General features: G+C 31.5%; 14 protein-coding genes and 1 tRNA gene. 6 read left to right on the top strand and 9 right to left on the bottom strand.

From position 1 onward, the window contains the following. Window position 1: 1 nt before the first annotated feature. The gene (locus tag CX675_RS01825) at window positions 2-1,321 is read right to left on the bottom strand and encodes a cytochrome c3 family protein (RefSeq protein WP_130733504.1); all 1,320 of its coding nucleotides are present in this window, start codon (window positions 1,319-1,321) and stop codon (window positions 2-4) included. Between the two features lie 218 nt (window positions 1,322-1,539). On the opposite strand from CX675_RS01825, the gene CX675_RS01820 reads away from it, so the two are divergent. Further along, window positions 1,540-1,929 (top strand): SPOR domain-containing protein, encoded by a 390-nt coding sequence (locus tag CX675_RS01820; protein WP_130733503.1) that lies wholly within the window; start codon window positions 1,540-1,542, stop codon window positions 1,927-1,929. Window positions 1,930-1,936: 7 nt separating this feature from the next. Next, entirely contained in the window at window positions 1,937-4,132 is a 2,196-nt protein-coding gene (locus CX675_RS01815; protein WP_130733502.1) for a TonB-dependent siderophore receptor, read from the top strand. 67 nt (window positions 4,133-4,199) lie between these two features. Here the strand turns inward: CX675_RS01815 and CX675_RS01810 are convergent, their stop codons facing one another. From CX675_RS01810 to rimP, 4 genes are all read right to left on the bottom strand, one after another. Further along, a complete protein-coding gene (locus tag CX675_RS01810) occupies window positions 4,200-6,431 on the bottom strand; it encodes a T9SS type A sorting domain-containing protein (RefSeq protein WP_165395954.1) in 2,232 nt (743 codons plus the stop codon). Between the two features lie 123 nt (window positions 6,432-6,554). Continuing rightward, window positions 6,555-9,371, bottom strand: coding sequence for a translation initiation factor IF-2 (infB, locus tag CX675_RS01805; protein ID WP_130733500.1), 2,817 nt, complete (start codon window positions 9,369-9,371; stop codon window positions 6,555-6,557). A 54-nt stretch (window positions 9,372-9,425) separates the two neighbouring features. Next, a complete protein-coding gene (nusA, locus tag CX675_RS01800; protein WP_130733499.1) occupies window positions 9,426-10,664 on the bottom strand; it encodes a transcription termination factor NusA in 1,239 nt (412 codons plus the stop codon). Between the two features lie 13 nt (window positions 10,665-10,677). Next, window positions 10,678-11,145: a ribosome assembly cofactor RimP gene (rimP, locus tag CX675_RS01795; RefSeq protein ID WP_130733545.1), complete on the bottom strand. Its 468-nt coding sequence runs from the start codon at window positions 11,143-11,145 to the stop codon at window positions 10,678-10,680. A 172-nt stretch (window positions 11,146-11,317) separates the two neighbouring features. Between rimP and CX675_RS01790 the strand changes: the two genes are divergently transcribed. After that, on the top strand, window positions 11,318-12,142 hold the full coding sequence (locus CX675_RS01790) for a universal stress protein (protein WP_130733498.1): 825 nt from the start codon (window positions 11,318-11,320) through the stop codon (window positions 12,140-12,142). A 48-nt stretch (window positions 12,143-12,190) separates the two neighbouring features. Here CX675_RS01790 and CX675_RS01785 read toward each other — a convergent pair. Then, window positions 12,191-12,261, bottom strand: a tRNA-Gln gene (locus CX675_RS01785). A gap of 150 nt (window positions 12,262-12,411) precedes the next feature. Here CX675_RS01785 and CX675_RS01780 point away from each other — a divergent pair. Together CX675_RS01780 and CX675_RS01775 are read left to right on the top strand one after the other, a co-directional pair. Further along, window positions 12,412-15,621, top strand: coding sequence for a DUF2723 domain-containing protein (locus CX675_RS01780; protein WP_130733497.1), 3,210 nt, complete (start codon window positions 12,412-12,414; stop codon window positions 15,619-15,621). A 68-nt stretch (window positions 15,622-15,689) separates the two neighbouring features. Next, on the top strand, window positions 15,690-16,334 hold the full coding sequence (locus tag CX675_RS01775; RefSeq protein ID WP_130733496.1) for a polysaccharide deacetylase family protein: 645 nt from the start codon (window positions 15,690-15,692) through the stop codon (window positions 16,332-16,334). Here the strand turns inward: CX675_RS01775 and CX675_RS01770 are convergent, their stop codons facing one another. The 3 genes from CX675_RS01770 to CX675_RS01760 form a co-directional block, all read right to left on the bottom strand. Next, the gene (locus CX675_RS01770; protein WP_130733495.1) at window positions 16,335-16,631 is read right to left on the bottom strand and encodes a co-chaperone YbbN; all 297 of its coding nucleotides are present in this window, start codon (window positions 16,629-16,631) and stop codon (window positions 16,335-16,337) included. A gap of 52 nt (window positions 16,632-16,683) precedes the next feature. Further along, the gene (locus CX675_RS01765) at window positions 16,684-17,916 is read right to left on the bottom strand and encodes a metallophosphoesterase (protein ID WP_130733494.1); all 1,233 of its coding nucleotides are present in this window, start codon (window positions 17,914-17,916) and stop codon (window positions 16,684-16,686) included. A gap of 123 nt (window positions 17,917-18,039) precedes the next feature. After that, window positions 18,040-19,491, bottom strand: coding sequence for a hypothetical protein (locus tag CX675_RS01760; RefSeq protein WP_240723562.1), 1,452 nt, complete (start codon window positions 19,489-19,491; stop codon window positions 18,040-18,042). A gap of 191 nt (window positions 19,492-19,682) precedes the next feature. On the opposite strand from CX675_RS01760, the gene polA reads away from it, so the two are divergent. Then, on the top strand, window positions 19,683-22,523 hold the full coding sequence (gene polA, locus CX675_RS01755; protein ID WP_130733493.1) for a DNA polymerase I: 2,841 nt from the start codon (window positions 19,683-19,685) through the stop codon (window positions 22,521-22,523). Window positions 22,524-22,565 lie beyond the last annotated feature (42 nt).

Below are 22,565 nucleotides of genomic sequence, written 5' to 3'. Positions count from 1 at the left end.
ATTAATAGTGGCATTTACCACATTCTAAACCTCCCATTTGTGCAGCAGTTAATTGCTCAACTCCATACTTTTTAGAAAGTTCTTCATGAATTTTTGCATAGTATGCATTATCTTCAACTCTAACATTTGTCTCTCTGTGACAGTTAATACACCATCCCATAGTTAAAGAAGAATGTTGTCTCATAATTTCCATTTCTTCAACTGGACCATGACATTTTTGACATTCCACACCAGCTACAGAAACGTGTTGTGAGTGATTAAAGTAAACAAAATCTGGAAGATTATGAATTCTTACCCATTTTACAGGCTCCGTTTTACCCGTATAAGTCTGAGTTGCTTTATCCCAACCTACAGCGTTATATAACTTCTGAATTTCATCGTTATAATTCACACCATATTCATTTCCTTCAGCTAAAGTTTCCTCTGCTACTTCAGAAATATTTTTATGACAGTTCATACACACGTTTAAAGATGGTATGTTTGAATGTTTACCAACTCTTGCAGCAGAGTGACAGTATTTACAATCGATACCATTATCTCCAGCGTGAATTCTATGTGAATAATGAATTGGCTGAACAGGCTCATAACCCTGATCTACACCCACTTGCATTAAATAACCATAAGCAAAGTAGGCTGCAAACAACAAGAATAAAATAGCTGTTACTACTAATAAAAATTGGTTTTTAACAAATGCTTTCCAAATTGGCAATGATTTTTCATCTTTCTGAACCTCAATACCATTAGCTTTTGCAATTTTAGTCAACACATTGTTCACCAAGAACAACATTACAATTAACATAGTTAACACTAAAGCTAATGCACCTAAAATCACATTGTTAGAAATTCCAGAATTAGTAGAACCACCTCCATTTTTCCCTCCACCATCAGTAATTACTACTGGAGGCTCAGGTTTAGGCTGAGAAGTAAACGCTAAAATATTATCAATATCTGCATTAGATAATTGAGGAAAAACAGTCATTGCTTTCTGACCATTATCATTGTAAATTTTTAACGCAGTAGGATCTCCTGCCTTAATAAGTTCTGTGTTGTTTTTGATCCACTTGTAAAGAAATTCAACATCATATTTTTCTGCTACACCTCTAAGTGCAGGACCAGTCATCACTTTATCTAAAGCATGACAAGCAGCACAATTAGCATTAAACAGAGCTTTACCTGTATCAGGATTACCAGCTGTTGCTGGAGCCTCAGCAGCTTCTGTTGGCGCCGCATCTTGAGAAAAAACAGATAAAGAAAAAGATAGCGTTAAAGCTAAACTGAAGAAAATCCTTGAAAACGATTTATGGTTACCCACCTTTTTCATATTAATTAATGATTATCGATCTAGATTTGGTACGATTTTAGATATATCATTTACACCTTAAAAGCATACTTTATTTTAAACTCCGACAAAAATACGATATTAGAACTATTCTAAAAACCTTAATTTTATCTTAAAATGTAATTTATATTTATTCTAAATAATTTAAGTTGTTTTGTTTCGTTTAGAATATTGTACTTTTGCTTTAAATTTTATTCATTATGAGAAAATTAACTATTAAAAATTATGTTTACTTTGCTATTCTTAGCATTTTCATCTCCTCTAAATCTTTTTCACAAGAAGATAAAACTACTGTAATTCAAGATTCAAGATTTAGCAAATTATTAAAAGAAAAGCAACTTTTAGACAGTTCTAACGATTCTGATGGAAATTATACTATTCAAATTTTTTATGGTGATAAAGAAGCTGCAAAAAATACTTTAATGGGATTTAAAAAAGAATTTAAAGACATTGAAGCTACTTATTTATATACAAACCCTACTTATAAAGTATGGGTGGGAAAATACAGATTAAGAATAAATGCAGAAAAAGATTTAGTTGAAATCAAAAAAAAGTATCCAACTGCATTTTTAATCAAACCTAACCGCTAATATATCAATGAGAAAATTTTTCTTTTCGTGCAGTTTTTTTATTTCTATTAGTTTTTATGGTCAAACAGAAAATGACTCAATTAAGACGAAAAGCCTAGAAGAAGTTATTGTAACTTCTGGTAAAACGCCAAAAAACAAAGCGATTTTACCTAATGAAGTAGAATCGATAAACCGGAAACAAATCGAATTTCAAAATTTTCAAACTACAGCAGAAATGCTCTCTAATTCGGGAGCATTATTTGTTCAGAAATCACAACAAGGAGGTGGGAGCCCTGCCATTAGAGGCTTTGAAGCTAGCAGAGTTTTACTTTTAGTAGATGGTTTTAGAATGAATAATTTAATTTTCAGAGCAGGTCATTTACAAAATGTTATTACTGTAGACGAAAATATACTTGAAAATGTAGATATTTTTTATGGCCCTACCTCTACACTTTTTGGAAGTGACGCCTTAGGTGGAACAATTAACATGACTACAAAAAATGCAAAATTCATTAATGATACACATTCTTCTTTTAGTGGTAATGTAAACACTAGGTATAGTAGTATAAATAAAGAAAAATCTGCAGCATTTGACCTAAATTATGCTACAAAAGATTTTGCTTCTCTAACCTTATTTTCATGGAATGATTTTGGCGATGTAAAAATGGGAAAAAGAAAAAACCCTCATGGTGATTTTTTTGGCGAAAGAGAAACTTATGTAGAAACAATCAATGGCAATGACGTATTGGTTTCAAACGAAAATAAGTATGTTCAAAAATTTTCTGGTTATTCTCAATATAATATTTTACAAAAATTAGCATACAAAACAACTACTGGTTTCAATCATAATATTAATTTTCAATTTTCTACCACAACAAATGTCCCAAGGTATGACCGCTTAACTGACGCTACATCAACTGGATTAAGAAATGCTGAATGGTATTATGGCCCTCAACAACGTATTTTGGCTGCTTATACATTAGAAAAGCAAAAAGCAATTTTTGATAGTAATTTAAGTATTAATATTGCTTATCAAAATGCAAAAGAAAGCAGACATAATAGACGTTTTGGAAATTACAATTTACAAAATCGCAAAGAAAATGTAAACATGTATTCACTTTCTTCTGATTTAAATAAAAAGTTCTCAAAAGGAGAATTATTTTATGGTTTTGAATCCTATTTTGAAACTTTAAATTCTAATGCTTATTCTCAAAATATTTTTACTGGATCAATTGAGGGATTAGATACTCGTTATCCAAACGGAGATAATTCGATGTTTAGAAACGATATTTACATTTCGTATACGGAACAATCTAATTCTAAAACTTCTTGGGCAGTTGGTGGTCGTTTAGGGTATACAACTTTAAATAGTACCATTGAAGATGACACCTATTTTCTGTTACCTTTTTCCAAAATAAAACAAACAAATTTAACCTATAGCGGTTCTATAGGTATGGTTCATAAAACTTCTAAAAACGTTGCTTTAAAAACTAACGTTGCTTCTGGTTTTAGAGTTCCAAATATTGATGATCTTGGAAAAATATTTGAATCTGGAGATGGTTTTTTAATCGTACCCAATGAAAATTTGAAGCCAGAAAAAACAATTTCTGCTGATTTTGGTTTGGTAATACAATCTAAAAACAAACGATTTAAGTTTGAGAACATTTATTATTACACTCGTTTATTTGATGTTATTATCACCGATAATTTTGAATATCAAGGACAGTCACAAATTAATTATGACGGTACTTTAAGTCAAGTTTTAGCTAATCAAAATAAAGGGAAAGCTTACATAACTGGGTTGTCTACAATTGTAAAAGGATATCTTGTTAATGATATCCAATTTAACGCTAGTTTCAACTACACCTATGGAAGAGTAGTCGAAGAAAAAGAAGCTCCATTAGATCATATCTCTCCCTATTTTGGAAAACTTGGTATGCAATATGAAAAAAAATGGGGTCAGTTTGAAATATACATGGTATATAATGGTAAAAAAAGTAGTAAAGATTATTTTCCAAACGGAGAAGATAATGAAAAATATGCTCCTGAAGGAGGAATGCCTGCATGGGAAACCTATAACTTCAAAAGTAGCTTTTCAATTTTAAAAACAACTACATTATATGCTGGAATTGAAAACATTTTAGATACTCAATATAGAGTTTTTGCTTCTGGAATTAATGCTCCTGGACGAAACATTTATGGAGGATTAAAATATAGTTTTTAAAATATTTTAGGCACCAGAAATGGTGCCTAAAATTTTATATTCAATTCTTCATTAATAACTCTTAAGGCTATTCTTTAATTATTTGTTTAGTTATTTTTTCATTACCAATAGCAAATTGAACTATATAGATTCCTCGATCATAAATAGAAAAATCAATTCTTAATTCATTAACTCCTGAAAATTGATTCATCGCAACTAATCTGCCGTCAGTTGTAAAAATAGAATAACTACCCGATTCTAACTTTAAAAAACTTACATCTGCCCAATTTTTAGTAGGGTTTGGATATAAATTTAAGCTTGACAAAAGTGATGAATCTTGACTCTCTTGACTGGTATTTAACCCTTTAGATTTTATCGAAACTACTTGGTCATCTGCACTGTCTCCTGGAATAGTTCTACAGTTTATAGGGATAAAAAAGACATCTGTACTATGCCAAGTAGGACCAACAGCAAGTCTAAATCTATATACTTTTCCTGCTACTAAAGAAACACTAGAACCAAGTAAATTGTTTACATCCATATGACTAGGTGCAGTAACTCCACCTGGAACCCAACCTGAATAAAAAACGGTAACGTCAGACCAAGAGAGCAAATCAAACTCAGCTAGCTCTACAAAATAGCTATTTTCATTTTGACTAAATGCCCCATCAACATATACATTTGGCAAACAAACAGTAGGTATTTCCATTGGCCCATATTTTGTTTCATGTGTTTTAGAACCTTGAATATTTTCAACAAATGCAACCGCAGTTGGCTCACAACACGATATTGTTACCGTAATTGTTTTGGTAACAGGATTACATCCAGCCTTAGAGATAACAACTTTTACTACACTGCCAGTAGCTGGTGTCATAAACAAAGTTTCCCCACTATTTTGAACCAAAACTCCATTTACATACCATTTAATACTATATTCAGGAGCTAAATATCCTTGACCCGCGATAGAAATTGTTGGCATTGGATCATTTTTACAAACCGATATATCATTTAAAATAGGCATTGGAATACCTGTAGAAACTTTAAATAGATGCTTAACTTTACATCCATATTGATTGGTTACCGTTAAGAAATAATTTCCATCTACACTAGGAGTAAAACAGGAAGCTGTTGATAGTACAGTTGAAGTCATTGTTACTGGATCAGGCCCTAACCATTGATAATTATACACATAACCAGTTGGAGCTGCAGGACCACAAATCATTTCATAACCATTACAAAAAGTAAACAAACTTGGTAAATTTATTTTTATGGCTTTAGTTACATTAATCGTATAATATTTTGTACATGTTACATTCCCTTGATTAAAAAAAGAATACGTAACACCTATAGTGTACACACCCGTTTGATTTAAAGTAAATTTCTCGTCTGTATTAAAATAAGTAGGATTCATTAGTCCCGTATCAAAATCAAAAACAGAAACCCCGTTTACTGTTATTGAAGTAACTCCAGAATTTGATGTCCAAGAATCATATACCCCTGTTGAACTTAGAAAAGGCAGGTCTTCATAACAAACTGTAGCGTCTGATAAGAAATCCTTTTCTGGTTTTAAAACTTTTAAATTCAGAGAGCAATTGTAAGAACAGGTTCCATTAGACAAAGTATATGTAAAATTAGTTGTAGTTGTGGGTGCAGTAACTCTTGGATCAAAAGGAGCCCAATTTGAAATAGTTACACCACTTTCTAAACCAAGACTAGCATCGCTTAGTAATTCACCTTCACATAATGACAAACTAGACACCAAACAATTTGGAGCTTTTTTAACCTTCATTTTTAGAACTAATACTCTTGAACATCCAGCATTTGAATTATATACTTCATGATAGTGACTATTTAACAATGGTGCAACAAGTAAATGATGATAAGCATAATTAGGATCATTTCCAGAATTCATATAAATATTTCCTGCAGGAGCAATATTAGGGATAGTCACTGTTTGCGAGTTTACGCCAGTATTCCATAATTGATTATCAAAAACATTTGATGTTACTGTCCATGTAGGAATAGAACCAGGAGGAATTCCCCATACTCCCCATTTACCATCCCATAAAGTACTATTATCTATAGTTGAACTAGAATAAGTTCCGTTAGATAAGTTTCTAATAACAACATCTTCTCCTTCACAAATATAATTTGATAAATCAACGTTTATAACAGTAACATTAGAAATACCTGGATAAGTATAAGTAGGAGTAGTAAAAATGGGTACACCGCCTGTTGTTCTAAAATCAAACTTAAAGTTTAATTGTGCTTGTGTAAACAAGGAAGTCAGCAATAAAAGAAAGAAAAAATTTTGTTTCATTTGGTTTATTTTTAAATTAAACATTTCTTTCTAGTGTGGATAAATAAAATACATTACCCATTTTTTTTCAAAAAAAAAAGGAGACCAAAAAATGATCTCCTGAATTTTAATTTTATTAAAAATTTATTTTAGTTTCTTTTTAACTTCCACTTCTTGGAATGCTTCAATGGTATCGTATTCTTTAAGATCATTATAATCTTTTATTTGCATACCACAATCGTATCCTTTTGAAACTTCTTTAACATCGTCTTTGAAACGTTTTAAAGTTGCTAATTCACCTGTATAGATAACTACACCTTCTCTAATCAAACGTATTTGTGAATTTCTGAATATTTTACCATCTGTTACCATACATCCAGCAATAGTTCCCACTTTAGAAATTTTGAACAATTCTCTGATTTCAGCTGTACCAGTGATTTCTTCTTTTAGTTCAGGAGATAACATCCCTTCCATTGCATCTTTTAAATCATCAATAGCTGCATAAATAATTGAATAATTTCTAATATCGATTTCTTCTTTTTCAGCTAATGCTTTAGCATTTCCTTGAGGTCGAACATTAAATCCAATTATAATGGCATCTGATGCAGAAGCTAATAACACATCTGATTCTGTAATAGCACCAACTCCTTTGTGAATTATCTTCACTTCAATTTCTTCTGTAGATAATTTTGAGAATGAATCAGATAATGCTTCAACCGAACCATCAACATCCCCTTTGATTATAATATTTAATTCTTTAAATTGACCTAAAGCAATACGTCTTCCAATTTCATCTAAAGTAGTATGCTTTTTAACTCTTGCAGATTGTTCACGTTGTAATTGTGTACGTTTTGCAGCGATTTGTTTAGCTTCTCTTTCATCTTCATAGACATTAAACTTATCACCAGCTGTTGGAGCACCATCTAAACCTAAAATAGAGACAGGGGTTGAAGGACCTGCTTCTGTTACATTGTGGCCTCTTTCATCAAACATGGCTTTAATTTTTCCATGATTTTTTCCTGCAAGCATATAATCTCCTATCCTTAAAGTTCCTGCTTGTACCAAAATTGTTGCCACATAACCACGTCCTTTATCTAACTGAGCCTCTACAACAGTTCCCAATGCATTTTTAGTAGGATTTGCTTTTAATTCTAAAACTTCAGCTTCAAGCAATACTTTTTCCAAAAGCTCTTTTACACCTAAACCTGTTTTAGCAGAGATGTCGTGAGATTGATATTTTCCACCCCAATCTTCTACTAATAAATTCATACCAGCTAATCTTTCCTTTATTTTTTCTGGATTAGCAGTTGGCTTATCCACTTTATTGATTGCAAAAATCATTGGTACACCTGCTGCTTGTGCATGACTAATTGCCTCTTTTGTTTGTGGCATGATGTCGTCGTCAGCAGCAATTACAATGATAGCTATATCGGTTACTTGAGCACCACGAGCACGCATTGCTGTAAAGGCTTCGTGACCAGGTGTATCTAAGAATGCAATTTTTTGACCATCTTCTAACGCTACACTATATGCTCCAATATGTTGCGTGATTCCTCCAGATTCTCCCGCAATTACATTTTCTTCACGAATGTAATCCAATAAGGATGTTTTACCATGATCAACGTGTCCCATAACCGTAACTATAGGAGCTCTATGTTTTAAATCTTCCGGATTATCTTCTATTATCTCAGCAGCTTCTTCAATATCTGTTGTAATAAATTCTACTTCATATCCAAACTCATCTGCCACAATAGATAAGGTTTCTGCATCTAATCTTTGATTCATAGTAACCATAATACCAAGTGACATACAGGTTCCAATAACTTTAGTAATTGGCACATCCATTAAAGAGGCTATTTCACCAACAGTAACAAATTCGGTTACTTTTAAGATTTTACTTTCTAAATCTTGTTGTTGTAGTTCATCATCAACACGTTGGCGGTGTGAATCTCTTTTATCTTTTCTATATTTAGCTGCTTTCGAACCTTTTTTACCTTTACCTTGAAGTCTTTCTAAAGTTTCTTTAATTTGATTTTTAACCTCTTCTTCTGTTGGTTCTGTTTTTTGAACCACCACTTTTTTACCTTTATTAAATCTATCTTTAGAGAAATCTTTTTTAGGACCGCCTGCTCCTTGCTGTTGACCAAACGAATTGTTGTTATTTGCTCCAGGTGCTGGCTTGGTTATCCTTTTTCTTTTATTCTTATTTGAATTATTGTTATTATTAGCTCCTCCATTTGCATTTGGCGCTTTTGAATCACCTGGTTTTTTAATGTCTTTTCTTGGCTCTATTTTCTTTTTAGGTTTATTAAATTGACTTAAATCAATTTTTTGGCCTGTAAAAGTTGCCCCAGATAATTTTTGATAGTTTGTCGCTATTTTATCTTCCTCACCAGGAGTGGTTTCTTGTGGTTTATTTTTTTCTGCAGCAGGCGTAATAACTACTTTAGGCTGTTGTACTTTTTCTACTACTCTAACCACAGGTTTTTCTGGTTCAACCTTAGGCTTTTCTACAACAACAGGTTTCTCTTGTTTTGGTTCTTCTTTTTCAACTGGTTTTTCCTCAACAACGGGAGTTTCTTGTTTTGGTTCCACCTTTTTAGGATTTAAATCAATTCTTCCTACTGCTTTTGGACCTGCTAAAGAAGCTCTTGCTTTGATCACTTCTTGTTTTTGCAGTTCTTCATGCTGACGTTTAATTTCCACCTCTTTTTCTATCTCTTTTTTAAGAGCTTCTTTCTCTTTCTTTTTTTCTTCACTTACTTCAAGAGAGGCTACTTTCTTACCTTTATCGGCTGAAAATTGACTGCATAAGACATCGTATTCCTCTTGTGATATTTTAGCATTAGGACTTGCCTCAATTTCATGATCTTTTTCTTTTAAAAAATCCACAGCTCTATCTAGAGAAATGTTTAACTCCCTTAAAACTTTATTGATTCTTATAACTCTTTTGTCAGACATATAATCTTTTTTCTAATTCTTTTTGTTTTGTGTGTTATTTATACCTTTTAAAAGTTAATCTTCTAATTCTTCTTTCAAGATACGAATAACTTCTAATATCGTTTCTTCTTCTAGATCTGTTCTTCTAACTAAATCTTCCACATCTTGACCTAAAACACTTCTAGCAGTATCTAAACCTATTTTTTCAAATTCTTCTATTACCCAAGCATCTATTTCATCAGAAAATTCTCTTAACTCTACATCATCAACTTCTACAACTCCTTCTCTAATTACATCTAATTCATAACCCGTTAACAAACTAGCTAGCTTAATATTGTATCCTCCTCTACCAATTGCTTTAGAAACTTCTTCAACTTTCAAAAACACTTCTGCTTTTTTAGTTTCTTCATCAATTTTTACTGAAGATACTTTAGCAGGGCTTAACGCTCTAGTTATATATAATTGAATATTGCTTGTATAATTAATTACATCTATATTCTCATTTCCTAATTCACGAACAATTCCATGAATTCTTGAACCCTTCATCCCTACACATGCTCCTACAGGATCAATTCTATCATCATAAGAATCTACCGCTACTTTTGCTTTTTCACCTGGAATTCTTACTACTTTTTTAACATTAATTAAACCGTCAAAAACTTCTGGAATTTCTTGCTCAAATAATTTTTCAAGAAACTCTGGTGCAGTTCTAGACATTAAAATTTGAGGCTTATTCCCTTTTAACTCAACACTTTCTATAATCCCTCTAACATTATCTCCTTTTTTAAAATAATCATTAGGAATTTGCTTTTCTTTTGGCAACACAATCTCATTCCCATCATCATCCATTAAAACTACCATTTTTGGTCTTACATGGTGCACTTCTGCTGTGTAAATATCTCCTACTAAACCTTTAAACTGCTTGTAAAGATTTGTATTGTCATGTTCATGAATTTTTGAAATTAAATTTTGACGTAAAGCCAAAATAGCTCTCCTTCCTAATTGAAACAATTTTACCTCTTCAGACACTTCTTCCCCTACTTCAAAATCTGGTTCAATTTTTCTTGCATCTGCCAATGAAATTTCAGAGTTTTCATCTTCAACCTCTCCATTTTCTACCACAGTTCTATTTCTCCATATCTCCATATCTCCTTTATCAGGATTTATAATGATGTCAAAATTATCATCTGAACCGTATTTTTTCTTCAATGCATTTCTAAACACATCTTCTAAAATTGCCATTAAGGTAACTCTATCTATGAGCTTATCGTCTTTAAATTCTGAAAACGATTCTATTAACGCAATATTTTCCATGTCAACTCTTTATTTAAAATAATACTATTACTGTAGCTTCTTTAATTTCAGAATAAAGCAAATTTACAGTTTTTTCTACTGTTTCTTTACCTTTTCCAATTTTTTTTGGTTCTCTTGCTTTCCATTTCAATGTTATTCTCTCATCATTAGCCTCAGTAAGCAAAGCTTCTATCTCTTGAGCACTTGTTGTCTTAACCTTTAAATTTCTGCCTATATTTTTTTTATATTGTCTTACCAACTTAAGCGGACTAGATAAACCCGCAGAGGCTACCTCAAGACTAAAATCGTATTTTTCTCCATCTAAATTAGCATCTATTGCTCGACTCACATCCACACAATCTTGTAACGTAACTCCATTATCCCCATCTAAAACTATATTAATTTTATAGGAATCATCTACTTTTAAATCAATCAAAAAAAGCGACGAACGTTCTTGTAAAACCCCTTCTAACAACCGATTTACCTCTTCTTTAAATGTCATATTTTTATAAAAAGAGGCACGCAGTGCGTGCCTCATTATTTAATCATTTTATAAATAACCGATGCAAATATACATAATATTTTTTTAATTTAAAATAATTGTTTAATTAGAATATAATCAGTAACTTTATGATGTAAACTTTTACAATTAAAATTTCAAAAATTATATATTTATGAAAAAAATTTTAGTACCCACAGATTTTTCAAAACATGCTGAATACGCCCTAAAAGTAGCTGCTCAAATTGCCAAAAAAGATGATAGTGAAATCATCCTTATTCACATGCTAGAATTGCCTACTACAGGAAATGATGCTATAACTTCTTCACACGAAATACCAGAATTAATGTTGTTTAAAAATGCAGCAATTGCAAAATTAGACAATTTAATAAATGCCTCATACCTACAAGGCATCAAAACAACAAAAGTAATTCAATTTGAAATTGCTTTTGACGGAATAATGAACAATCAAAAAACACACAATGCAGATTTAATTGTAATGGGTTCACACGGCGCAAGTGGTTTCCAAGAAATGTTCATTGGTTCAAATACCGAAAAAGTAGTTAGAAATGCCGACATCCCTGTTTTAGTTATTAAACGAGAAGAAACCGATTTTAGTGCTAGAGATTTTGTTTTTGCTTCTGATTTTTCTGACGAAATAAAAAAACCTTTTGAAAAGGTAGTTGACTTTGCAAACAAATTCAATTCTCACATTCATTTAGTAAACATAAACACCCCTAACAATTTCAAATCAACACGTGTTGCTCAAAAAATAATGGATGATTTTGTTTCACATTTTTCTATCAACAGTTACTCTACACATATTTACAATGATATTAATGTAGAAAAAGGGATTCTTCATTTTGCAAAAAGCATAAATGCAGATATTATAGGAATGAGCACGCATGGAAGAAAAGGAATCTCACATTTTTTTAATGGAAGCATTAGTGAAGACCTAGTAAATCACGCTAAAAGACCCGTTATAACTTTTAAAATATAATAAAAAACAAAAGAAATAAAAAAGCCTCTCAATTGAGAGGCTTTTTTGTTGGCCCACAAGGACTCGAACCTTGAATGACGGTACCAAAAACCGGAGTGTTACCATTACACCATGGGCCATGCTTCATTAATGCGAGTGCAAATTTAGAACATATTTTTTAATCTGCAAGTTTTTCTAAAAAAAATATTAAAATTTATTTTAAATCTTTTCTAGTAACAAAAAAGTAGTTTCTTTGTATAACTAAAATAAGAAAGACAAATATTTACTTTATGACTGCATTCAATTTTAAAAAATGGAATACTATCGTTGGTTGGATAACATTTCTAATTGCGCTGGTTACCTTTTCATTAACCGTTGAACCAACAATGAGTTTTTGGGATTGTGGAGAATACATAGCCACCTCCGCAAACCTTGAAGTAGGCCACCCTCCTGGAGCACCTCTTTTTCAAATGTTAGGCGCATTTTTTGCCATGTTTGCGATGAGTGCATCAAAAACCGCTTTAATGGTTAATATGATGTCTGTATTTTCAAGTGCATTTACAATTTTGTTTATGTTCTGGTCTCTTACCATTTTAATGAAACGTCTATTTATTAAAGAAGAAAATGCATCAAAAGAAAACTACATTATGGTACTAGGAAGTGCTTTTGTAGCTTCATTAGCATTCTCTTTTACAGATAGCTTCTGGTTTAATGCTGTTGAAGCAGAAGTATATGCCATGGCTTCTTTTTTAATTGCTATCTTATTTTGGCTAGGCTTAAGATGGGAGCAAGATATGGATAAACCCAAAGGTAATAAATGGTTATTAATCATTTCTTTAGTTATTGGACTTTCCTTTGGAGTTCATTTTATGGCCCTCTTAACTGTTCCTGCTATTGGTTTTTTATATTTTTTTAAAAAATACAAGAGCATTACCATTAAAAGCTTTCTTCTTGCTAATGTAATTATTGTAGCCATCCTATTATTTATTTTCAAATTATTACTCCCATACACCTTAGCTTTCTTTGGTAAAACTGAAATTTTTGCAGTAAATAGCTTGGGACTACCTTTTAATTCGGGAACTATTATAGCTTTTATTATTTTAATCGCTCTATTCTATTTTGGATTAAAATATACTAAAGTAAAAGGCCATATTTTTTATAACACCATTATTTTATCTGTGTTATTCATATTAATTGGATTTTCAACTTGGCTAATGTTACCTATTAGAGCCAATGCAAATCCACCTATTAATGAAAACAAACCCTCAGATGCAGCTGAAGTTTTAGCTTATTACAATAGAGAACAATATGGAGAACAACACTTATTCTATGGGCCTCAGTTTTCTGACAGTTACTCAGGATTAGACGAAAACAATCCTTATACCGATGGAAAACCAAATTACGAAAGAGATACAATCTCTGGAAAATATGTTATTATAAACAATTACAAAAACGCAAATCAAAACACTGATGACAACCACAAAGCTTTCTTACCGAGAATGTGGAGTAGCGATCACAGTGAAAATTATATGCGTTTTACAAAACCGCTAGACTTTAGAATTAAACCTGAATATGCAGATGAACAAGAATTAATCCAAATTGTAGCTGAGTTTAGAAATGCATTTAACAATCACAGGCTAGACTATGATGACTACAACAAATTTTTAAAAGGATATGGTGACTATTTAATAGTTGAAAAACCAAGCTTTTTCAGTAATATAAAATTCATGTTCCAGTATCAATTTGGATATATGTACTGGAGATATTTAATGTGGAATTTTACCGGAAGACAAAGTGATAACCAATGGAAAGGAGACACAACTGATGGAAACTGGATTAGTGGCATAAAACCTTTAGATGCTATTCGCCTTGGTTCTCAAGAGAACTTAACATCTGATATGTTAAATAATAAAGGCAGAAACACATATTTCTTTTTACCTTTTATTTTGGCAGTTATAGGAATTGTATATCATGCAAAAAAAGATATAAAAAGCTTCTATGTTTTATTAGTATTATTTTTATTTACTGGTTTAGCTTTAAAAGTATATCTAAATGAAAGACCTTTTGAGCCAAGAGAACGTGATTATGCACTAGTAGGTTCTTTTTATGTATTTGCTATGTGGATTGCTTTTGGAGTATATTCATTGTATGATGGTATAAAGAAATTTTTAAATCCGAAGACAACTGTTTCTATCGTTTTAGGAGGAACTTTATTAGCTGCTCCTGTGCTTATGGCTTCTCAAAACTGGGACGACCATTCACGTGCAAACAAATATACTGCTCTTGCAAACGCCAAAGCATATCTTGATTCTTGTGATAAAAATGCCATTTTATTTACCATTGGTGATAACGACACATTCCCTCTATGGTACGCACAAGAAATTGAAGGTTACCGTACCGATGTAAGAATCGTAAACACCAGTTTGTTTATGACGGATTGGTACATCGATCAAATGAGAAGAAAAGCGTATGAATCTGACCCTATTCCACTAACTATGTCTAGAGACTTATACAAAGGTAGTAATAGAGATTATAGTTTCTTTATTGAAAAAACGAAAGATTCCATAACACTAGATAAATTAATTCAATTTCTTTCATTAGAAGATGAAAGAGCTAAAATAGACTTACGTAGTGGTCAATCTGTTAATTATTATCCTTCAAATAAAATAATAATTCCTATAGACAAAGAAACCATTATAAAAAACAAAGTAGTTTCTTCTAAATATTATGATTCTATAGTTCCTTATATGCAATTTAAAATTAAAGGTGACGCTTTATACAAAAATCGATTAATGATGTTAGACATAATTAATGCGAATAATTGGAAAAGACCCATTTATTTCACAGGTGGCAGTTTTGGAGACGACGACTATCTATGGATGAAAGATTATCTAGAATTAGATGCTATGTGCTTTAAATTAGTTCCGGTTAAAACAAAAAACAGTAATGATGGACCTAATCCTCTAGAAATGGGATATATTGATTCTGAAAAAATGTATAATATTATTCGTAAATGGGATTGGGGAAATAGTGGTAATTCTAACATCTATCATGACCCTGAAACTCGTAAAAACGGAATTACCTATAGGACCAATTTAGCCAGATTAATGGAAACATTAATCAATGAAGGTAAAAATGATAAAGCCGAAAATATAATAGACCTTGCCATGGAAAAAATGCCTGTCGACTATTTTGAGTATTACACCTTAGTTGATCCTTTTGCTGAAGGCTACTATGAAATAGGCAAGAAAGAAAAAGCTAGAGCTGTTATTAAACAATTAATCATAAAGTATCAAGAAGAACTAACTTACTTTAGTGGTATAACCAAAAGCAACATTGATAAAGATACCATGATACAGATAGTGTCTAATATAGAACGTTATAGAAGTTTATTAGAAATTATGAAGCGTGCTAACGACATGGAATTTTATAACCAAGAAAAAGTAAAGTTCAACAACTACAACAAGATGTTTCCTGAATTTGAAAGAGACATGGAATAATTAAAATTTTCCAAATAAAAATGTGATATGAAAAACATATCACATTTTTTTATTTAATACATTTACAAATGCGTTTTTTTTGGGTTAAAACACCAGCTTTCATCTCTTGGTTTTTCCATAACTACATTTGGAGAATATACACTTCTGAACAAAAAATTTATCTCACTTTTGATGATGGCCCAATCCCTGAAATTACAGAATGGGTTTTAGACCTCTTAAAAAAAGAAAACATAAATGCAACCTTCTTTTGTATTGGAGACAACATTGAAAAATATCCAGAAATTTTCAAAAGAATACTTAAAGAAAAGCACGCTATAGGGAATCACACCTACAACCATTTAAATGGCTGGAAAGCTAATACAACGTCGTATATAGAAAATTTTAACCTTTGCCATAAAACTATAGAAAAACATAGTTCTGGCTTTCATTTTACAAAATTATTTCGTCCACCTTATGGAAAAATTAAAAATAAGCAAGCGATAAGAATTATTAGAAAAGAATACAAAATTGTAATGTGGGATATATTAAGCTATGATTTTGATATCAATACGAGTCCAGAAAAATGCTTAGAAAATGTTATAAAAAACGTTAGCAAAGGAAGTATAATTGTTTTTCATGACAGTTTAAAAGCCCATAAGAACTTACAATTTGCATTACCTAAAACAATTGAAATTTTAAAACAAAAAGGATATGTTTTTGAAACAATTTCTTGATTAGGCCTGTTCTTGAACCAACGCAATTAAAGTATTAGCATCCATTTCGCCACTTTGTCTCCATACCATTTGACCTGCTTTATAAATCATTAAAGTAGGTAAGCCTTTTACTCTTAATGCCTCTGCTAATTCACGGTTTTTATCCACATCAATTTTAATAACTCTAGCTTTATCTCCTAAAGCAGCAGCTACATCACGAATAACTTCATTCATTGCAACAGAAGGTTCATTCCATTCTGTAAAAAAATCTATCAATACTGGTACACTAGCATCAATAAGTTCTCCAAATTTTGACATAAATCGAAATTTTTAAGCAAAAATAATATACAAATGTAGCATTTTTACTGAATTAAGCTACATTTTCACGTTTTTTTAGTTCTAAAACAGTTATTTCAGGCATAATACCTACTCTTCCTGGATACGCATGAAAACCAAAACCTCTATTTACATAAATATATTTTCCCATATTCTCATATAAGCCAGCCCATTGCTTATAAACATATTGTACAGGACTCCATTTTATCCAACCAGGAATTTCAATTCCAAATTGAAACCCATGTGTATGACCAGAAAGAGTTAAATGATAATGATTTTCATGATATTGCACCTCTTCGTCCCAATGACTTGGATCATGACTCATTAATATCTTAAAATCTTCTTTCTTCACTCCTTCTGAAGCTACTTTCAAATCTCCTGCCTTTTTAAAATGTCTTCCCCAATTCTCAACACCAACTAACTTAATTGAGTCGGCTCCTTTTGTAATTTCCACATTTCTGTTTAATAGCAAATCAAAATCAATTTGACGATGCAAATCTTTAATTGCCTCAAAATTCTCTTGTTTTGCTTCTTGGTTATCCCAATCAAAATATTCACCATAATCATGGTTTCCTAAGACAGAATACTTTCCTAATTTAGGATTGTGAATTTTTTTAAATGTAGTAATCCAAGGCAACATTTCTTTCGCATGTGTATTCACAATATCTCCTGTAAACAAAACTAAATCAGACTGTTGTTCATTAATCAAATCAATAGCATATTCTATTTTTTCTGGATTATCAAAACTACCACTATGTATATCTGAAATATGTGTAATTGTCGTTCCATCAAAAGCATCTGGTAAATCAGCAAAATAGAGCGTTTGTTTTCTGACTTTAAAATTATATTTTCCTATTGTCATTCCATATAACAAAGAACCAAATGGAACAGCCGCTAAACTTAGGGCTATTTGACTCACAAACTTTCGTCGTTGAGGAAAAAAATAATCACTATTATCATTCCCAATAAAATAATTTAAACATCCTGCAAACAATCTGTAAATATCTTCTCCTAAAAGGATAATTGTTAAGAAAATTTTAGGTACAAAAGTTATCAAAAACAATCCAATAGTAAACAATGATTGTTTATTTTGCCCTGAACCTCTATCATGCGTTAAAAAGAAATACGTTATATATACAATAACAACTAAAGAAACTAAAAGATAAATTCCTAAAACCCATTTTGACTTAATCACTGTTTTAACAGCCTGAAAAGAATAAAACTCGAGTAAAGAAATTAAAAGCAAAGGTATTAACCAACGAAGCATTTGAACTTTTTTAGACAAAGTAACAAATAATCAAGCATTACTAAGTAGTAAATGTTAAAATTTTAACTCATAAAAAAGCCAATAATAAATTAACTGACTTTTTTATGAGTTTTCACTAATTCACTAATACACTAAAAGATTTAATGACACAATGAGAATACTCCCACTACCTCCACCATATTTTTCTGCATAAACTTCAATATAATCATTAGGTGACAATTCCGTTATGGCATTTATAGGTGTCGCCAAAATATCTGAGGTAGAATTGGCTTTAACATATACTTTCGATTTATTTATTACAGTACCATTTTTTGCTACATATAATATATAAACAATACCATTTGATGATGATTGAAAGGAGACAGAGCCACTCACTTTAAAAAAACGCTTGGCTTTTCCTAAATACTGTAATCTATTATCTGTGCCTCCTCTTGAAAAACGAAAAAGGTTATCTGAAGTGGTAGTTCCTGCTAATTTTGCTGGGCTTCCCGAAACTGTAGTGGATACTCCAGAACCTACTGGATAATCATAATTAATATCTCCAACCGCTACTCTATCGCTTTCAAAAGGAATCCCTGAACAATTAATATTCCAAGTATTATTAAAATTAAAACCAGTATATGAACCTATAGTATACCCTTTCACATAAAGACCCGTTGATAAGGTACCCGTAAAATTTACACCATACATAGTACCATCAGATGAGACTGTTGGATTAGAAGAAACATCCATACCAATAGCCGTTCCATTCACATCCATGAAACCTCCTTGTTTTTGAATTGAAGCGAATGTATTTTCATACTTTTCAAATGTTCCAGTATTATTTCCAAACCATGCCTGATTATCTAACAATAATTTTGTTATATTCCTGTATATAATACCATTAGTATTACTCACAAACTGAACAACACTTCCAAAAACTAAAGCAAAATTTTGCAAAACACCAACATTTGCAGAGTTTGCAATAACACAGTCCCTAAAAATAATAGATTGAGTTCCTCCTCCATTAACATTAAAAACATTTCCACCTGATGCAACTAATGTGAGTATTTTAACTGTTCCTCCAGTACTTCCAGTGAATAAATCTCCCGTTGTCTTAACTAATTTATCATCACCAGCATCTAATCCAACCAAATAAGCATTATTTAGTTCTATTGGATAATCGACTATTACCGTTCCATTGATTTCATATAAAGTCTGAGAATCTAAAAGATATTTAGAACCACCACCTGCAGTTAATTCTGTCGCTAAAACAGTACTTAAAACGTCGGTCGATTTAATTCTTTTAAATTTAGACCTTCCCTGCTTAATATTTATCCATGTACTCGCAGCAGTATCATAATAACTGTATTCTTTACTATCAGTATCAAACACCATTAAACCATTAGCTGGTGAAACAATAGCATTCTTCTGAGAAGTAGTCATTCGAGGAATTAATAACCCTTTTGACGCAGATGTTACATCCAAAATAGAGGAAGCGTCTGGAGACGTTGTGTTAATTCCAACTTGAGCCACAGCATTTTGCATTAAAAAACAAATAAAAGTAGCACAAAAAAACAATTTTAATTGGAGCATTTTATTTTTCATAATAACTAGTAATTACTGAATAAATGTATACAAAAGATATGTTAAATATACTGATAATCAAAAGTTTAACACGTATTACATTTAATCTGTAAAATCTGTTAATTATATTTTACAATTAAAAAATATAGAATTGTTTTAAAGAATTGTATTTTTACATTCTCGAATTAAAAAAAAATTTCATGTCACAAAAACGATTATTTCTTCTAGATGCTTATGCACTGATTTTTAGAGGCTACTATGCATTTATTAAAAACCCAAGAATTAATTCAAAAGGAATGGATACCTCGGCCATTATGGGATTCATGAATTCATTGATGGATGTTATTAAAAGAGAGAAACCAGACCACTTGGCTGTCGCATTTGACAAAGGAGGAAGTGATTTTCGTTTAGAAATGTTTCAAGAATATAAGGCTAATAGAGATGAAACTCCAGAAGCAATTAAGATAGCTGTTCCTTATATTCAGGAATTATTAAAAGCAATGCATATTCCAATTATGGAAAAAGCGGGTTTTGAAGCAGATGATTTAATTGGAACTTTAGCAAAACAAGCAGAAAAAGAGGGGTATCAAGTTTTCATGGTTACCCCAGATAAGGATTTTGCACAATTAGTATCTGAAAATATTTTTATGTATCGTCCTGCTCGCATGGGTAATGGAATAGAAATTTGGGGAATTCCTGAAGTACAAGAGAAATTTGAAGTAGAACGCCCTGAGCAGGTTATCGACTTCTTAGGAATGATGGGTGATGCAGTCGATAATATACCAGGATTGCCTGGTGTGGGAGAAAAAACAGCCAAAAAATTCTTAGCACAATACGGTTCAATGGAAAACCTTTTAGCCCACACTCATGAGCTAAAAGGAAAAATGAAAGAGAATATTGAAGCCAATAAGGAAAAAGGAATACTTTCAAAAAAATTAGCCACCATTCTTTTAGATTGTCCTGTTCAATTCGATGAAAAAGATTTTGAACTTTCACAACCAGATATTGAAAAAACTGATGCTATCTTTCAAGAACTTGAATTTCGTCAATTGAAAGCACAATTTGATAAACTATTTGGCTCAGGAAACGATTATAATGATGTAAATACGAATGCCAACGAAACATCGACTAAGAAATCAACTCCTAAAAAAAGTATGGAAAATCAAATGGATTTATTTGGTTTCTCAGATGAAGCTTCAGATGAAACAACAACCAATTCTTTTTATAACACACTCGAAGATACTGCTCATTTTTACCAAATTGTACAAGGAGATTTAGCGCTAAAATTATTATTACAAAACCTTGAAAAACAAACCGCTGTTTGTTTTGATACTGAAACCACAGGTTTAGATGCTTTAAATGCAGAATTAGTTGGAATTGCTTTTTCATGGGAAAAAGGAAAAGGTTTTTACATTCCATTTCCAGAAAATCAAGAAGAAGCAAAAGTACTAGCTCAAAAATTGATTCCTTTTTTTGAGAACGAAAGCATTGAAAAAATTGGTCAGAACTTAAAATATGATTTAAAAATCTTAGCAGGTTATGGTATTGAAGTTAAAGGCAAATTCTTTGACACTATGATTGCACATTATTTGATTAATCCAGATATGCGTCATAATATGGATGTATTATCGGAGACGTATCTAAAATATGCTCCAAAATCGATTGAAACCTTAATTGGTAAAAAAGGTAAGAATCAAAAATCGATGCGAGATGTTAATATTGAAGATGTGAAAGAATATGCCGTAGAAGATGCTGATATAACTTTTCAATTAAAAGAGCATTTTCAACCGATTTTAGAAAGAGTAGGTACCAAAAAATTATTCGATTCAATTGAAATCCCTCTGGTTGAAGTACTTGCAGCAATGGAGAACGAAGGAATTAACCTTGATGTTGATTTCTTACAAAAAATGTCTAAAGACATGCAATTAGAAATTGATGATTTCGAGCAAAAAATATATACCATTGCAGGTGAAACATTTAATTTAGCTTCACCAAAGCAATTAGGGGATATTTTATTTGACAAACTAAAAATAGGTGGTACAAAACAAAAAAAGACCAAAACTGGTCAATATGCAACTGGAGAAGAAATTTTAAGTTATTTAGCCAAAGATAATGAGATTGTTCGCTATATCTTAGAATGGAGACAATTGGTAAAATTAAAAAGTACTTATGTTGACGCACTTCCAAATCAAGTAGACCAAAATACCAAAAGGGTACATACTGATTATATGCAAACTGTTGCAGCTACCGGAAGATTAAGCTCAAACAATCCTAACTTGCAAAATATTCCTATTCGTACAGAAAGAGGGAGAGAAATTAGAAAAGCGTTTATTGCTCGTGATGAAAACTACATCCTATTAGCTGCCGATTACTCCCAAATAGAGTTGCGTATTATAGCTGCGTTATCTGGAGAAACTACTATGATTGAGGCATTTAAAAACGGGGAAGACATTCACCGATCAACAGCATCAAAAGTATTTAATGTTCCATTAGAAGAAGTAACTAAAGAGCAACGAAGTAATGCAAAAACAGTAAATTTTGGTATCATTTATGGTGTTTCTGCTTTTGGACTTAGCAATCAAACCGATTTAAGCCGTAGTGAAAGTGCCAGTCTAATCGATGCTTACTATAAAACCTATCCAAAACTTAAAGCATACATCTCTGATCAAGTAGATTTTGCAAGAGAACATGGTTATGTAGAAACCATTTTAGGAAGAAGACGTTATTTAAAAGATATCAATTCGGCAAATGCAGTGGTGCGAGGTGGTGCAGAGCGCAATGCTGTAAATGCTCCAATCCAAGGAAGTGCTGCTGACATTATTAAAATAGCAATGATAAACATCCATAAAAGATTAAAAAAGGAAAATTGGAAATCAAAAATGCTATTACAAGTACATGACGAACTAGTTTTTGACGTTCATCAATCAGAATTAGAAACAATTCAAACCATGATTAAAAGTGAAATGGAAAATGCCTTTACCTTAGACGTTCCGTTAATTGTTGATTTAGGTATTGGTAAAAACTGGTTAGAAGCTCATTAATGTTTTAAAATAAGAGACATAATCAACGCAACCTTATTTAAT

Origin of the sequence: Flavobacterium sp. J27, assembly GCF_004303025.1 — a bacterium.
Taxonomy (GTDB): domain Bacteria; phylum Bacteroidota; class Bacteroidia; order Flavobacteriales; family Flavobacteriaceae; genus Flavobacterium.
Note: the sequence above shows the minus strand (reverse complement) of the source record. Positions and strands in the feature narration are given on the sequence as shown.